Raw genomic sequence first — 14,874 nt, forward strand, 5'->3', positions numbered from 1 at the left:
GATGGCGACGCTGAAGCGTCTTATCAGGCCTACGGTTTATCCTTTTATCTTCGGGTCCAGCGCGTCGCGCAGACCATCTCCCAGTAAGTTAAACGCCAGCACTGTCAGGAATATCGCTACCGCCGGGAAAATCGCCACGTGCGGCGCGATCACCATATCAGCGCGCGCTTCATTAAGCATTGCCCCCCACTCCGGCGTCGGCGGCTGTGCGCCTAATCCCAGAAATGACAGGCTTGCGGCAGAGATGATCGACGTGCCAATTCGCATGGTAAAAAAGACCACGATCGATGAGACCGTTCCAGGCAGAATATGGTTGAAGATGATGGTCGCATCGCTGGCACCAATACTGCGCGCAGACTCAATAAACGTCTGTTGCTTCAGCACCAGCGTATTCCCACGCACCAGGCGCGCGAAGGCTGGAATGGAGAAAATGGCCACGGCAATGATCACGTTAGCAATACCGCTGCCCAGCACGGCGACCACGGCTATCGCCAGCAATATCCCCGGAAAGGCGAACAGCACATCGCAGATTCGCATGATCAGTCGATCCCACCAGCCTTCGTAGTATCCCGCCAGCAGCCCCAGTACCGTACCAATCGCCGCGCCAATAAATACGGCAAAGACTCCTGCCGCCAGCGAGATTTGCGCACCAACCAGCACGCGGCTAAAGATATCCCGTCCCAGTGAGTCAACGCCAAACCAGTGCAGCATCGACGGCCCATCATTCAAACGGTCATAATCGAAGTAATTCTCGGCATCAAATGGCGTCATCCAGCGGGCAAAAATCGCTACCACGATCAGGAGCAATACAAACAGCCCAGCGACCATCGCCATGTGCTGTCGACGGAACCGACGCCAGAACTCATGCCACGGTGTGCGTATCTGCTCTGGCTTAACAAGGGGCATCGCATTTAAAATCGCCTGTCGGCGCCAGTTAAAAAATCGCATCCTTACTTGTACCTGATAGCCGGATTAATGGCAGCGTAGAGCACATCCACCACTAAGTTAATAAGAATAAATTCCAGAGAAAACAACAGCACCTCGGCCTGAATCACCGGGTAGTCGCGCATTTCGACGGAGTCCACCAACAGTCGCCCAAGCCCGGGCCAGTTGAACACCTTCTCAACCACGATTGATCCACCAAGCAAAAAGCCAAACTGTAGTCCCATCATGGTGACCACCGGGATCATCGCATTACGCAGACCATGTTTTAACACCACCCAGGTTTCACTCACCCCTTTAGCCCGCGCTGTGCGCATATAATCTTCGCTAAGCACATCAACAAACGAGGCGCGAGTAAATCGGGCTAACACCGCAGCCACCGCCGCGCCCAGCGTAATAGACGGGAGGATGTAGTGAAGCCAGGTGTCTGCGCCCACGGTAGGCAACCAACCGAGTTCAACGGAGAATATCTGCATCAGCAGCATGCCAAGCGCAAACGCCGGGAACGAGATCCCGGTGACCGCCAGCGTCATGCTTAATCTGTCCGGCCAACGATTGCGCCATACGGCAGCAATGATCCCCGCCGTCATACCAAACAATACCGCCCACGCCATACTGGCAATAGTCAGCCATAGTGATGGCATAAAACGACTGGCTATCTCTTCAGATACCGGGCGACGAGAAACCATCGAGGTGCCAAAATCGCCTTGCAACACATTGGTCATGTAATGCCAGAACTGAACATGCAGCGGCTGGTCCAGACCCAGCTGCTTGCGCACCAGTTCAATAACCTCGGCGTCAGCTTCCGGTCCGGCAATCAGCCGGGCCGGATCGCCGGGTAGCAGGTGAACAAATAAAAATACCAGCACCGCAACAATCAACAGAGTTGGAATCAACCCCAGCAGGCGCTTGAAAACATAGTTAAGCATCAGGCTCCCTTCGTCGGCCCCTGTGCTAAGGGGCCGAATGAATAGCTTATTTTAAATCCGCATCATCAAAGCTAAATCCGGTATCCGGCATAATCCAGAACCCGGTCAACCGTGTACTGTGCGCCGAAATCAGTTTTTCCACCACCAGCGGGATCCACGGCGACTCTTTCCAGATAATATCCTGCGCGTCTTTGTACAGCTTCGCTTTCTGCGCCGGATCGTTAGTTTGCAACGCTGCCGCTAAATCACTGTCCACCTGCTTATTGCTGTAGAACGCCGTATTAAACAAAGTTGGCGGCCAGTTTTGTGATGCAAACAGCGGTGACAGCGCCCAGTCAGCTTCCCCCGTAGACGCCGACCAGCCGGTGTAGAACATCCGTACTCCGCTCTCTTTCTGCGCTTTCCCTTCAACTTCCGCCGCGCGCTGGCCGGCATCCATCGCTGTTACCTGAGCCTTAATGCCCACCTGCGCCAGCTGCTGCTGGGTAAATTGCAGCACTTTCTGCGCGGTACTGTGGTTATGCGAAGACCATAGCGTAGTGGTAAAACCGTTCGGATAACCTGCTTCTTTCAGCAGTTCGCGCGCTTTCGCCGGGTCGTAGGGCCACGGCGTATAGCTTTGCGCATAGGCTATCGACGGGGGGAGAACGCCGGTTGCCGGCGTCGCGTAACCAGCAAAAGCCACTTTCACCAGCGCCTGGCGGTTGATGGCATAATTCAGCGCTTCACGCACCTTCGGGTTGTCGAACGGTTTTTGCGTGACGTTCATGCTGATGTAACGCTGCATAATAGACGGACTGGCCACCAGTTCCAGGTTTTTGTTCTTCGCCAACAGCGACGCCTGCTCGTATGGGATCGGGAAGGCAAACTGCGCTTCCCCAGTTTGCAGCATGGCCGCACGCGTGTTGTTGTCGGTCACCGGACGCCAGGTAATCGTATCCAGCTTTGGCAGTCCTTGCTGCCAGTAGCCCGCGAACTTCTTAACCTTCACAAAATCCGTCTGATTCCAGGTATCAAGCTGGTACGGCCCGGTCCCCACAGGATGGAAACCGATCTCTTTACCGTATTTTTCCAGCGCGGCGGGAGAAATCATCGCCGTTGCCGGGTGCGCCAGAATATTGATAAAGGCAGAGAACGGCTGTTTCAGCGTAATCTTCACCGTCGACGGATCAACGACTTCGGTTTTATCGATATTCTTATACAGGTTGTAACGTTTCAGATGGTTTTCCGGGTTGCTGGCCCGATCGAGGTTAGCTTTTACCGCATCGGCATTGAAGTCGGTTCCATCCTGAAACTTCACGCCCTGGCGCAGCTTAAGGGTATAGGTCAGCCCATCATCAGAAACCGTATAACTCTCCGCGAGCACATTTTTCAGTTTCATCTCTTTATCAAGACCAAACAGCCCCTGATAAAACGACTTCGCTACCGCCTGTGACAACGTGTCATTCGCGTCATAGGGGTCGAGCGTCGTGAAATTGGATCCCACGGCCACCACTACATCTTTGGCGGCCCAGCCAGGCGATGCGGCCAGTGCAGAGGCCACTCCCACAGCAACCAGCCATTTTCGAGCAACAATTTTTGTCATGTTATTCTCCTTAAACCCTGCCTGCCTGTTATAAACGCGAAAGCGCATTTTCTGGTAGCGGACGCGCAACATAATGCCCCGGACCAACTAACTGGAGTGATACGGGGGAAATCTCTTCGCCACGTTTACGAATATTGCTGGGGATATCGTCCGACAACAGCACGCGCTGGGGACGGTGATGGGATGGATCGGCGACCGGAACTGCCGCCATCAGCTTGCGAGTGTACGGATGTTGCGGATTTTCAAACACCGCCCGACGAGTGCCTATCTCAACGATCTGCCCCAGATACATTACCGCCACACGATGACTGATCCGTTCCACTACCGCCATATCGTGGGAAATAAACAGGTATGCGATACCCAATTCTCGCTGCAGATCGAGCATCAGATTGATGATTTGCCCGCGAATTGAAACATCCAGCGCCGAGACAGATTCATCGGCAATAATCACTTTGGGATTGAGCGCCAATGCCCGTGCAATACAGATACGTTGACGCTGACCGCCGGAAAACTCGTGCGGATAGCGCCAAGCATGCTCAGGTAGCAAGCCTACGCGTTCCAACAACCATGCAACCCGTTTTGATCCCGCATCGCCCTGCAATAACCCATGTACCCGTAGCGGCTCCAGAATGGAATATCCCACGGTCTGGCGCGGATCGAGCGAGGCATACGGATCCTGGAAGATAAACTGAATATCCCGACGCAGCGGCTGCAACTTGCTGGCAGCAAGGGTATCAATACGCTGTCCGTTGAAAATGATTTCCCCACGCTGAGACTCAACCAGGCGCAGCAGCGCCCGCCCGGTGGTGGATTTCCCGCAGCCCGACTCCCCCACCAGTGAGAGCGTTTCTCCAGGCCACAGGTCAAAGCTGACGTTTTCCACTGCATGCACCTCGCGAGTCACGCGATTTAGAATGCCGCTGCGCAGAGGAAAACGCGTCACCAAATTACGTACCCGCAGAATAGGCTCGCCTTCAACCACGGTGTCCTGCTCGGTCTGCGGTTCTACATGACTGGGATCGTGCAATGAAATGAGCGGGAAACGGCGCGGAAGCTCATGCCCGTTCATCGCCCCAAGCTGCGGCACGGCTGCCAACAGCGCTTTGGTATAGGGATGCTGGGGAGCGTGAAAAATTTGTTCAACGCTGCCAGTTTCTACCGCCTCGCCCTGATACATCACCAGCACGCGGTCTGCAATATCCGCCACAACGCCCATATCGTGGGTAATGAAGATCACTCCCATCGACATATCCTGCTGCAACACTTTTATCAGTTGCAGGATCTGCGCCTGAATGGTGACATCCAGCGCAGTCGTCGGCTCATCGGCAATTAAAACCGCAGGGCGACACGACAGTGCCATGGCGATCATCACCCGCTGGCGCATACCGCCGGAAAGCTGGTGTGGATAACGCGATAAAATCGCCTTCGCCTCGGGGATACGCACCTGATCGAGCATCCGCTTCGCTTCTACCATCGCCTCTTCATGACTGGCGCCCTGGTGCAAGCGTATAGACTCGGCAATCTGCTCGCCCACGGTAAACACCGGATTGAGCGATGTCATAGGCTCCTGGAAGATCATCGCGATATCCGCACCGCGCACGTGACGCATTTGTGATGCGCTCTGTTCACCCAGCTCAATAACCTGCCGGTTGCGGCGTCGCAGCAGCATTTCATCGCAGCTTACCTCGCCGCCTGCTTGTTCAATCAGACGCATCAGCGACAAGGCCGTCACCGACTTTCCTGAACCGGACTCACCAACAATCGCCAGCGTTTCGCCACGCTTCAGGCGAAATGACAGATTACGCACTGCGCTGACACGCTGCTGCTCCTGTTCAAAGGCAATATTCAGATTGCTGACTGCCAGCACGTCGCTGGCATCAAGCTCATCACTGTGTGGCAACGCTATCTCCTTTTTCCCGATAAATACCGGTGGTTGGCGTATCGCCTGCGTATCCCCAGGCGCGGTACATGCCTTCGCTATTAAACGGCAAGGCGACATTGCCCTCATGATCGATAGCAATTAAACCGCCACTGCCGCCAAGCGCCGGTAATTTTTCCATCACTACGCGTTCACACGCTTCGGATAAACTCAGGCCGCCATAGTCCATCAACGCCGCAATGTCATAGGCCGCCAGCGCACGAATAAAGACTTCCCCAGTTCCGGTGCAGGAGACTGCCACACTTGCGTTATTGGCATAACAGCCTGCGCCGACCAACGGACTGTCACCCACCCGCCCAGGTAATTTGTTGGTCATCCCCCCGGTCGATGTTGCGGCCGCCAGATTGCCAAACATATCTAACGCGACCGCCCCCACGGTACCCATTTTGTTGTTTTCATCCAGCGGGCTCGCGCTATGGTCCAGTACCGTTTCTCCCGCTGTTCGCGCCGCCAGTAGTTGAGCGTAGCGTTCTGGCGTCGAGAAAATATCCGCTGATACGCGCTCAATACCCTGCGCAATGGCAAAGTTTTCAGCCCCTTCACCGATCATCATGACGTGTGGGCTGTGTTCCATTACCAGGCGCGCCGCGAGAATCGGATTGCGTAAATGGCTGACTCCGGCGACGGCTCCCGCATTAAGCGTGTTACCGTCCATCACACAGGCATCCAGTTCATGGGTTTCATCACGGGTATACACCGCGCCAATTCCGGCATTAAACAACGGACACTCTTCCAGTAAGCGCACGGCTTCGGTAACGACATCCAGTGCGCTACGACCGTCTTCAAGCATCCGCTGGCCGGTTTCAACGATATCCGACAGCGCCTGTATATAACGCAACTCTTGCTCCTGGCTCAGCTGCGAACGGGTGATAGCCCCTGCGCCGCCGTGAATTGCAATGACTGCTTTACCCATTTTTTTCGTCCATCAGGTGGCAGGTACCGGGGTTATAAATATCAGAATTTCTGTGACTTATTGATTCGATTTTTGAATATAGAAAGATGCAGACGTCATGTAAAGGTAAAGGCCCGTACCTCACGCCCCATCCCATCAGGTTATTTAGATGAGTTAAACAGAAAGAGTATCTTCCAACATCGTTGAATATATTATTCAAGCCGATCGGCAATCTGTTTTTTTGCATAAAACACAAAGCGTTCAACAGACGGCATAGACGCAGCCCAGTTCTTTTTGGTTAACCCCAGGTATTCCGCACGTGCGGCTTGCAGCGTATCAGCATACTCATGGGGTAATTGCGGTATAAGCCAGGAGGCGGCTTCATCTTTAGCGACAATATTGCCCGTAACTACGCTGTACCAAATACGCGCCAGAGTAAGGATGATATTTCGCTCGTCACCCTCTAAATCGCCCGGTTTCTGCCACATATCAAGGATATGCCGAAACGTTTGCAAGACATCGCTAAAAGGGATGACGTTGAATAACGTCTCAGCGGGTTCACCGAACAACGCTACGCTGACGCGCCGGGCCTGGGTCAGCAGGATGGAAAGATCAGGATCCACCTGTCTCGGTTCAAAAATTCCCGCGCGAATATCGTCACGCAACCATTCGCCAAATTGCATTTCCCTTGACGGTGGGAATTGCCACGGCACAAGTTGTGAATAGACCACGATGGTCACTTCCAGCGCCCGATAGCTATCAACGCTGCCAGGCGGTGCTGATATTTCCAGAAACCCCTGCATCAGATCTTTTATTTGCCGGGTATTCAGTGGCTGCCTAATGGTAACCAGTAAATCGATATCGCTTTGGGGCTTTAAGCCACCTTCAACAGCAGAGCCATACAAATGAACAGCAACCAGGTCGCCCTCGATAATCCGCGCAATCAGTGCACTGGCGGCATTCACCTGTTGTCGAATTGAATTCGGGATAGTCGCAGCCATTTAGCCTCCTGGAAAAAAGCAGAAATAATGAGTCTATACTGCATTTTTCCTGTAGCGCTATTCTCTGGCAGAAAACCTGTCTCAGATCGGATCCTAAGCCTGAGGTAGCATACTGTCCGCGTCCATTTTCTGACATAATGAGCGGATTCGATTTTGCCCCGCAGGAGTCTTCTCATGGAATTTACCGCCGGACTGATGCCGCTTGAAACGGCTCTCTCTCAGATGCTTTCGCGTATTACCCCACTCACCGCCGTCGAAACGCTGCCGTTGGTTCAATGCTTTGGCCGCATTCTGGCCACCGACGTCATCTCCCCGATTGATGTGCCGGGATTCGATAACTCGGCAATGGATGGCTATGCGGTGCGATTAGCCGATTTACAATCAGACCAGCCTCTTGCGGTGGCTGGCAAAGCCTTTGCTGGTCAACCATTCCACGGCGAGTGGCCTGCGGGAACCTGCATCCGCATTATGACCGGTGCCCCGGTGCCTGCCGGTTGTGAAGCGGTGGTGATGCAGGAGCAAACGGAACAAACTGACGACGGTGTGCGTTTTACCGCCGAGGTCCGCAGCGGACAAAATATTCGTCTGCGCGGTGAAGATATCGCAAACGGCGCGGTGGTATTCCCTACCGGAACTCGTCTGACAACCGCCGAGCTTCCTGTTCTGGCCTCGCTCGGCATTGCCGAAGTACCGGTCGTTCGCAAAGTTCGCGTGGCGTTGTTCTCCACCGGTGATGAGCTGCAACTGCCGGGTCAACCGCTGGGCGACGGGCAGATTTATGACACAAACCGTCTGACCGTTCACCTGATGCTGCAGCAACTGGGCTGCGAAGTGATCAACTTAGGAATTATTCGCGACGATCCCAACGCGCTGCGGGCCGCGTTTATCGAAGCCGACAGCCAGGCCGATGTCGTCATCAGCTCTGGTGGCGTTTCGGTAGGCGAAGCGGATTACACCAAAACCATTCTGGAAGAGCTGGGAGAAATTGCCTTCTGGAAGCTGGCCATCAAACCCGGTAAACCGTTCGCGTTTGGTAAACTGAGCAACAGCTGGTTTTGCGGCCTGCCGGGTAATCCGGTTTCTGCGGCCCTCACCTTTTATCAGCTGGTGCAACCGCTGCTGGCGAAACTCAGCGGCAACACCGCCTGTGGGTTACCTCCGCGCCAGCGCGTGCGCACAGCCTCACGCCTGAAGAAAACGCCAGGGCGTCTGGATTTTCAACGTGGTGTATTGCAGCGTACCGCGGAAGGCGAACTGGAAGTCACCACCACCGGACACCAGGGCTCGCATATTTTTAGCTCCTTTAGCCAGGGCAACTGCTTTATCGTGCTGGAGCGCGATCGCGGTAACGTTGAGGCCGGAGAATGGGTTGAGGTCGAGCCGTTTAACGCACTGTTTGGAGGCCTGTAATGGCGGAACTCAGCGACCAGGAGATGATGCGCTATAACCGGCAAATCATTCTGCGCGGCTTCGATTTCGAAGGTCAGGAAGCGCTCAAAGATGCGCGGGTACTGGTCGTTGGTCTGGGGGGACTGGGATGCGCAGCAACTCAGTACCTTGCGGGCGCTGGCGTCGGGCATTTAACCCTGCTCGACTTTGACACGGTCTCCGTGTCGAACCTCCAACGCCAGACGCTGCACAGCGATGCAACCGTCGGGCAACCCAAAGTGCTATCCGCCCGTGACGCGCTAGCGCGGATTAACCCTTATATCGCCATTACGCCGGTGAATGCGCTGCTTGACGATAGCGAGATTCACGCGCTTATTGCCGAACACGATTTGGTGCTGGACTGTACGGATAACGTCAGCATCCGCAATCAGCTGAATGCCGGATGTTTTGCCGCCAGAGTCCCGCTGGTTTCCGGTGCAGCTATTCGCATGGAAGGACAAATTACCGTATTTACATACCAGGACGGTGAGCCCTGCTACCGTTGCCTGAGTCGTCTGTTCGGTGAAAATGCCCTGACCTGCGTAGAAGCCGGAGTGATGGCCCCGCTGATCGGCGTGATCGGATCGTTACAGGCGATGGAAGCCATTAAGCTACTGGCAAACTACGGTAAACCGGCATCCGGAAAAATCGTCATGTACGATGCCATGACCTGTCAGTTTCGCGAAATGAAGCTGATGCGCAACCCGGGGTGTGAGGTTTGCGGGCAGTAAAAAAGTCGGGTGGCGCTAACGCTTACCCGACCTACAACGGCTCCAACGTAGGCCGGGGAAGCGTTAGCGCCATCCGGCAACAGCATCAGATCGACGTGCGTCCAAATGCACTCTGCCAGTCGTGCTCAAACTTCGCGACGGCAGCATCAACCGCCGGAGAGCTAATCATCTGCTGAGCAACGTCCAGCGGTAGCGTGATGGACTCGCAGCCCGCCAGCAGACAATCCAGTGCCTGACGCGGTGTTTTAAAACTGGCCGCCAGTACTTTGGCGTGCGGGGCATGCATTTTCAGTAACGTCTGCAGGTCGGTCACCGTCTGAATGCCATCCCCTCCTTGCGCATCCACGCGGTTAACGTAAGGCGCAACGTATTCCGCACCCGCCAGAGCAGCCAATAACCCTTGAGCTGCACCGTATACCGCAGTACCCAACGTCGGGATCCCTTCTTCTTTCAGCAATTTTATAGCCGCCAGACCTTCTGCTGTCACCGGCACTTTGACCACGATATCAGCAATGATTGCCCGTAGCTTACGCGCATCGCTGACCATCCCTTCGGCGGTGGTCGCCATCACCTGAGCAAACAGACGCCCTTGCCCTCCCATCGCTTCCTGCAGTTGCGGCAGTAGTACTTCCAGCGTCTGGTTCCCTGCCGCCACAATGCTCGGGTTAGTGGTCACCCCTGCCAGCGGGAAAATGCGCGCCAGAGCTTTTACCGCATCAACATCAGACGTATCTAAATAGAGTTCCATAACCTTTCCTCAAACGAATAATTAGCATGAATAAAAGGTAGCACGGCGAAACCTCACGGTTAGTTGACGCATGTCAATATAACTTTCATTCGAAAGTAATTTAATCTTTATACGAAAGAAGAGAGGTCGCTTATGATTTTCAATATCCAGCGCTACTCCACGCATGATGGCCCCGGTATTCGTACCGTGGTGTTCCTTAAGGGATGCTCCCTGGGCTGTCGGTGGTGCCAGAATCCGGAAAGCCGCGCCCGCACGCAGGACCTGCTTTATGACGCGCGTTTGTGCCTCGACGGTTGCGATCTCTGTGCTCAGGCTGCACCCGCGGTGATTGAACGGGCGCTGGGCGGATTACTTATTCATCGCGAAAAACTGACCGATGACGCTCTCACCGTACTGACCGACTGCTGTCCGACTCAGGCGTTAACCGTCTGCGGAGAGGTAAAAAGCGTGGACGATATCATGGCCACCGTATTGCGAGATAAACCGTTTTACGACCGCAGTGGCGGAGGCCTCACCCTGTCCGGCGGTGAACCGTTTATGCAGCCAGAGCTGGCAGCTGCTTTGCTCAAAGCCAGCCACGACGCAGGCATTCATACCGCGGTGGAAACCTGTTTGCATGTCCCGTGGAAGTATATTGAACCATCATTACCTGACGTCGATCTGTTTCTGGCAGATCTAAAACACGTTGCAGATGCGCCGTTTAAACAATGGACCGATGGGCGTGCCTCTCGCGTACTGGAAAATCTAAAAAAACTGGCTGCCGCCGGTAAAAAAATGATTATCCGCGTACCGCTGATTCAGGGATTCAACGCAGACGAAGCCGCTATTCAGGCCATTACCGATTTTGCCGCCGATGAGCTTCACGTCGGTGAGATCCATTTCTTGCCCTACCACACCCTGGGCATCAACAAATACCACTTACTCAGTCAACCCTACAACGCACCGGATAAACCGCTTGATGCGCCAGCACTGCTCGAATTTGCCCAGCAGTACGCCAGCCTTAAAGGTTTAACTGCGACCCTACGAGGATAATTGCCATGACCACTCTGAAACTGGACACACTCAGCGACCGTATCAAAGCGCATAAAACGGCCCTGATCCACATCGTGAAACCACCGGTTTGTACCGAGCGCGCCCAGCACTATACCGAGATGTATCAGCAACACCTGGATAAGCCTATCCCGGTACGTCGCGCACTGGCGCTAGCCCATCATCTGGCGGAACGCACCATCTGGATCAAACATGACGAACTGATCATTGGTAACCAGGCAAGCGAAGTGCGTGCCGCGCCTATTTTCCCGGAATACACCGTCTCCTGGATTGAAAAAGAGATCGACGACCTCGCCGACAGACCGGGCGCAGGCTTTGCGGTAAGCGAAGAGAACAAACGTGTATTGCATGAGGTGTGCCCATGGTGGCGTGGTCAAACCGTGCAGGATCGCTGCTACGGGATGTTCACTGATGAGCAGAAAGGGCTGCTGGAAACCGGCATTATCAAAGCCGAAGGTAACATGACCTCCGGCGACGCACACCTGGCGGTAAACTTCCCGCTGCTGCTGGAAAAAGGTCTCGACGGACTGCGTCACAAAGTCGATGAACGTCGCTCCCGCATCAATCTGACATGTCTGGAAGACCTCCATGGCGATCAGTTCCTGAAAGCGATTGATATCGTGCTGGAAGCCGTCAGTCTTCACATTGAGCGCTTTGCCGCGCTGGCGCGTAAAATGGCGTCCACGGAAACCCGCACCAGCCGTCGAGATGAACTGCTGACCATGGCGGAAAACTGTGATGTTATCGCCCATGAACCGCCAAAAACGTTCTGGCAGGCATTGCAGTTGTGCTATTTCATCCAGCTGATCCTGCAAATTGAATCAAACGGTCACTCGGTGTCGTTTGGTCGTATGGATCAATACCTCTACCCGTTCTATCGTCGTGACGTTGAACTGAACCAGAGTCTTGATCGTGAGCACGCTATTGAACTGTTGCACAGCTGCTGGTTGAAACTGCTGGAAGTGAACAAAATCCGTTCCGGCTCCCATTCGAAAGCCTCGGCGGGCAGTCCGCTGTATCAGAACGTGACCATTGGTGGTCAAAACCTGGTCAACGGCCAGCCGATGGATGCCGTCAACCCGCTCTCCTACGCGATTCTGGAGTCCTGTGGCCGTCTGCGTTCTACGCAGCCAAACCTGAGCGTACGTTATCACGCGGGGATGAGTAATGACTTCCTTGATGCCTGCGTGCAGGTGATCCGCTGCGGCTTCGGGATGCCTGCCTTTAACAACGATGAAATCGTCATACCGGAATTCATTAAGTTGGGCATTGAACCGCAGGATGCCTATGACTATGCGGCCATTGGGTGTATCGAAACCGCAGTTGGCGGGAAATGGGGCTACCGTTGCACCGGCATGAGCTTTATTAACTTTGCCCGCGTGATGCTGGCGGCACTGGAAGGTGGGCGCGATGCCACCAGTGGCAAAGTCTTTCTGCCACAGGAAAAAGCGCTCTCGGCTGGTAACTTCAACAATTTCGACGAAGTGATGGATGCCTGGGATACGCAGATCCGCTACTACACGCGTAAATCCATAGAAATTGAGTATGTCGTCGACACCATGCTGGAAGAGAACGTGCACGATATTCTGTGTTCCGCGCTGGTAGACGACTGCATTGAACGGGCGAAAAGCATTAAGCAAGGCGGCGCGAAGTATGACTGGGTATCGGGTTTGCAGGTGGGTATTGCCAACCTCGGTAACAGCCTGGCAGCAGTGAAGAAACTGGTCTTTGAACAGGGCGCTATTGGTCAACAACAGCTGGCCGCTGCGCTGGCCGATGATTTTGACGGTCTGACCCATGAGCAGTTACGCCAACGACTGATCAACGGCGCGCCGAAATACGGCAACGATGACGATAGCGTTGATACGCTACTGGCCCGCGCTTATCAGACCTATATCGATGAATTGAAACAATATCATAATCCGCGTTACGGACGTGGCCCGGTTGGCGGCAATTACTACGCCGGGACCTCGTCTATTTCGGCAAACGTGCCGTTCGGCGCAGCAACGATGGCAACGCCGGATGGCCGTAAAGCACACACTCCGCTGGCAGAAGGCGCAAGCCCGGCTTCCGGTACGGACCATCTCGGCCCAACGGCGGTAATTGGTTCGGTGGGTAAACTGCCGACCGGTTCGATTCTCGGCGGCGTGCTGTTAAATCAGAAGCTCAACCCGGCCACGCTGGAAAATGAATCCGATAAGCAAAAGCTGATGATCCTGCTGCGTACCTTCTTCGAAGAGCACAAAGGCTGGCATATTCAGTACAACATTGTCTCCCGTGAAACGCTGCTGGAAGCCAAAAAACACCCGGATCAATATCGTGACCTGGTGGTCCGTGTAGCAGGTTATTCCGCCTTCTTCACTGCGCTTTCTCCGGATGCGCAAGACGACATCATCGCGCGTACTGAACATATGCTGTAAACAATATTGTCGGCCGGATGAGATTCCACACCGCCATCCGGCACGCTACCCTACCCATTGCCGGATGCGCTGACGCTTATCCGGCCTACAACGATTCTCCCCGTAGCCGGGTACGCTGACGCTTATCCGGCCTACAACGACTCTCTCCATAGCCGGGTAAGGCGAAGCTACCACCCGGCTTTTTACTTTCATTCGAAATTAAATTTGTGCTACAGGTCACATTGTTATTAGAATGTTTCTGGTTGCAGTAATCGCCAGGAGCCTATCTTTATGACCATCAAAGTTATCGTCACCGATATGGACGGAACTTTTCTCGACGACGCCAAGAAATACGATCGTGCACGTTTTATGGCGCAGTATCAGGAACTGAAAAAACGAAATATCGAATTTGTCGTGGCCAGCGGCAACCAGTATTACCAGTTGATCTCCTTTTTCCCGGAGCTCAAAGAGGAAATTTCTTTTGTCGCTGAGAACGGGGCTTTGGTCTTTGAACATGGCAAGCAACTGTTTCACGGCGAGCTTACCCGCCACGAATCCCGTATTGTCATTGGTGAACTGCTAAAAGATAAGCAGCTCAACTTTGTGGCTTGCGGGCTGCAAAGCGCTTACGTTAGCGAAAATGCGCCAGAGTCCTTTGTCGCATTGATGTCAAAACACTACCATCGCCTGAAACCCGTAAAGGATTATCAGGATATCGACGATGTGCTGTTCAAGTTCTCGCTAAATTTACCGGACCAACAAATCCCATTGGTTATCGATCACCTGCATGCTGCTCTGGACGGCATCATGAAGCCCGTCACCAGCGGCTTCGGGTTTATCGATCTGATCATTCCGGGCCTACATAAAGCCAACGGGATCAGCCGCCTGCTTAAACGCTGGAACCTGTCACCGCAAAACGTAGTCGCCATTGGCGATAGCGGAAACGACGCGGAAATGCTGAAAATGGCGCACTACTCTTTCGCCATGGCCAACGCGGCAGAGAATATCAAAGCGATTGCTCGCTATCAGACCGACGACAATAACCATCAGGGCGCGCTGAACGTAATTCAGGCTGTGCTGGATAACACCTCCCCTTTTAACGTCTAATCCTGCCAACCGGGGTATCCCTCATCCCGGTTTTCATACTTTTTCTATTTTGCTCACTCCATCAAGTTTTAAACTTGCGTTAACTAAATTTTAACTTATATTATCATCTGTAAGTTAGTTAAG

At 54.0% G+C, this 14,874-nt stretch carries 12 protein-coding genes; 5 read left to right on the forward strand and 7 right to left on the reverse strand.

From position 1 onward, the window contains the following. Window positions 1-36: 36 nt before the first annotated feature. From gsiD to ACHHZ7_RS00755, 6 genes are all read right to left on the reverse strand, one after another. Window positions 37-948 carry a glutathione ABC transporter permease GsiD gene (gsiD, locus tag ACHHZ7_RS00730; RefSeq protein WP_060682493.1) on the reverse strand — a complete coding sequence of 304 codons (912 nt, stop codon included), beginning with the start codon at window positions 946-948 and terminating at the stop codon, window positions 37-39. A gap of 2 nt (window positions 949-950) precedes the next feature. Then, window positions 951-1,871 (reverse strand): glutathione ABC transporter permease GsiC, encoded by a 921-nt coding sequence (gene gsiC / locus ACHHZ7_RS00735; protein ID WP_032942797.1) that lies wholly within the window; start codon window positions 1,869-1,871, stop codon window positions 951-953. A gap of 46 nt (window positions 1,872-1,917) precedes the next feature. After that, window positions 1,918-3,456 (reverse strand): glutathione ABC transporter substrate-binding protein GsiB, encoded by a 1,539-nt coding sequence (gsiB, locus tag ACHHZ7_RS00740; protein WP_060682494.1) that lies wholly within the window; start codon window positions 3,454-3,456, stop codon window positions 1,918-1,920. Window positions 3,457-3,484: 28 nt separating this feature from the next. Continuing rightward, entirely contained in the window at window positions 3,485-5,356 is a 1,872-nt protein-coding gene (gene gsiA / locus ACHHZ7_RS00745) for a glutathione ABC transporter ATP-binding protein GsiA (protein WP_032941808.1), read from the reverse strand. Beyond that, window positions 5,343-6,308 carry a beta-aspartyl-peptidase gene (gene iaaA, locus ACHHZ7_RS00750; RefSeq protein WP_060682495.1) on the reverse strand — a complete coding sequence of 322 codons (966 nt, stop codon included), beginning with the start codon at window positions 6,306-6,308 and terminating at the stop codon, window positions 5,343-5,345. Before iaaA ends, gsiA begins: the two co-directional genes overlap by 14 nt. Before the next feature lie 191 nt (window positions 6,309-6,499). Then, window positions 6,500-7,288 (reverse strand): aminoglycoside adenylyltransferase family protein, encoded by a 789-nt coding sequence (locus ACHHZ7_RS00755; protein ID WP_060682496.1) that lies wholly within the window; start codon window positions 7,286-7,288, stop codon window positions 6,500-6,502. 174 nt (window positions 7,289-7,462) lie between these two features. On the opposite strand from ACHHZ7_RS00755, the gene moeA reads away from it, so the two are divergent. Together moeA and moeB are read left to right on the forward strand one after the other, a co-directional pair. Further along, on the forward strand, window positions 7,463-8,698 hold the full coding sequence (gene moeA / locus ACHHZ7_RS00760; RefSeq protein WP_008784221.1) for a molybdopterin molybdotransferase MoeA: 1,236 nt from the start codon (window positions 7,463-7,465) through the stop codon (window positions 8,696-8,698). Continuing rightward, complete coding sequence (gene moeB, locus ACHHZ7_RS00765; protein ID WP_057067348.1) at window positions 8,698-9,447, forward strand: molybdopterin-synthase adenylyltransferase MoeB; 750 nt, start codon at window positions 8,698-8,700, stop codon at window positions 9,445-9,447. The genes moeA and moeB overlap by 1 nt, the downstream gene beginning before the upstream one ends. A gap of 85 nt (window positions 9,448-9,532) precedes the next feature. Here moeB and fsa read toward each other — a convergent pair whose 3' ends face one another. Further along, complete coding sequence (fsa, locus tag ACHHZ7_RS00770; RefSeq protein ID WP_003836983.1) at window positions 9,533-10,195, reverse strand: fructose-6-phosphate aldolase; 663 nt, start codon at window positions 10,193-10,195, stop codon at window positions 9,533-9,535. Window positions 10,196-10,327: 132 nt separating this feature from the next. Between fsa and ACHHZ7_RS00775 the strand changes: the two genes are divergently transcribed. From ACHHZ7_RS00775 to ACHHZ7_RS00785, 3 genes are all read left to right on the forward strand, one after another. Further along, a complete protein-coding gene (locus ACHHZ7_RS00775) occupies window positions 10,328-11,227 on the forward strand; it encodes a glycyl-radical enzyme activating protein (protein ID WP_008784219.1) in 900 nt (299 codons plus the stop codon). 5 nt (window positions 11,228-11,232) lie between these two features. Next, complete coding sequence (locus ACHHZ7_RS00780) at window positions 11,233-13,665, forward strand: glycyl radical protein (RefSeq protein ID WP_048235769.1); 2,433 nt, start codon at window positions 11,233-11,235, stop codon at window positions 13,663-13,665. Window positions 13,666-13,935: 270 nt separating this feature from the next. Next, window positions 13,936-14,751 carry a Cof-type HAD-IIB family hydrolase gene (locus ACHHZ7_RS00785; protein ID WP_048235770.1) on the forward strand — a complete coding sequence of 272 codons (816 nt, stop codon included), beginning with the start codon at window positions 13,936-13,938 and terminating at the stop codon, window positions 14,749-14,751. Window positions 14,752-14,874: the final 123 nt, after the last annotated feature.

Source organism: Citrobacter freundii complex sp. 2024EL-00216, assembly GCF_043945515.1.
In the GTDB taxonomy this organism is placed as follows: Bacteria; Pseudomonadota; Gammaproteobacteria; order Enterobacterales; family Enterobacteriaceae; genus Citrobacter; species Citrobacter portucalensis.

What these genes read in the sequence shown, in the direction of transcription:
- gsiD (WP_060682493.1), bottom strand. Translation starts at nt 948, where the DNA reads ATGCGATTTTTTAACTGGCGCCGACAGGCGATTTTAAATGCGATGCCC.
- gsiC (WP_032942797.1), bottom strand. Translation starts at nt 1,871, where the DNA reads ATGCTTAACTATGTTTTCAAGCGCCTGCTGGGGTTGATTCCAACTCTG.
- gsiB (WP_060682494.1), bottom strand. Translation starts at nt 3,456, where the DNA reads ATGACAAAAATTGTTGCTCGAAAATGGCTGGTTGCTGTGGGAGTGGCC.
- iaaA (WP_060682495.1), bottom strand. Translation starts at nt 6,308, where the DNA reads ATGGGTAAAGCAGTCATTGCAATTCACGGCGGCGCAGGGGCTATCACC.
- ACHHZ7_RS00755 (WP_060682496.1), bottom strand. Translation starts at nt 7,288, where the DNA reads ATGGCTGCGACTATCCCGAATTCAATTCGACAACAGGTGAATGCCGCC.
- moeA (WP_008784221.1), top strand. Translation starts at nt 7,463, where the DNA reads ATGGAATTTACCGCCGGACTGATGCCGCTTGAAACGGCTCTCTCTCAG.
- moeB (WP_057067348.1), top strand. Translation starts at nt 8,698, where the DNA reads ATGGCGGAACTCAGCGACCAGGAGATGATGCGCTATAACCGGCAAATC.
- fsa (WP_003836983.1), bottom strand. Translation starts at nt 10,195, where the DNA reads ATGGAACTCTATTTAGATACGTCTGATGTTGATGCGGTAAAAGCTCTG.
- ACHHZ7_RS00775 (WP_008784219.1), top strand. Translation starts at nt 10,328, where the DNA reads ATGATTTTCAATATCCAGCGCTACTCCACGCATGATGGCCCCGGTATT.
- ACHHZ7_RS00780 (WP_048235769.1), top strand. Translation starts at nt 11,233, where the DNA reads ATGACCACTCTGAAACTGGACACACTCAGCGACCGTATCAAAGCGCAT.
- ACHHZ7_RS00785 (WP_048235770.1), top strand. Translation starts at nt 13,936, where the DNA reads ATGACCATCAAAGTTATCGTCACCGATATGGACGGAACTTTTCTCGAC.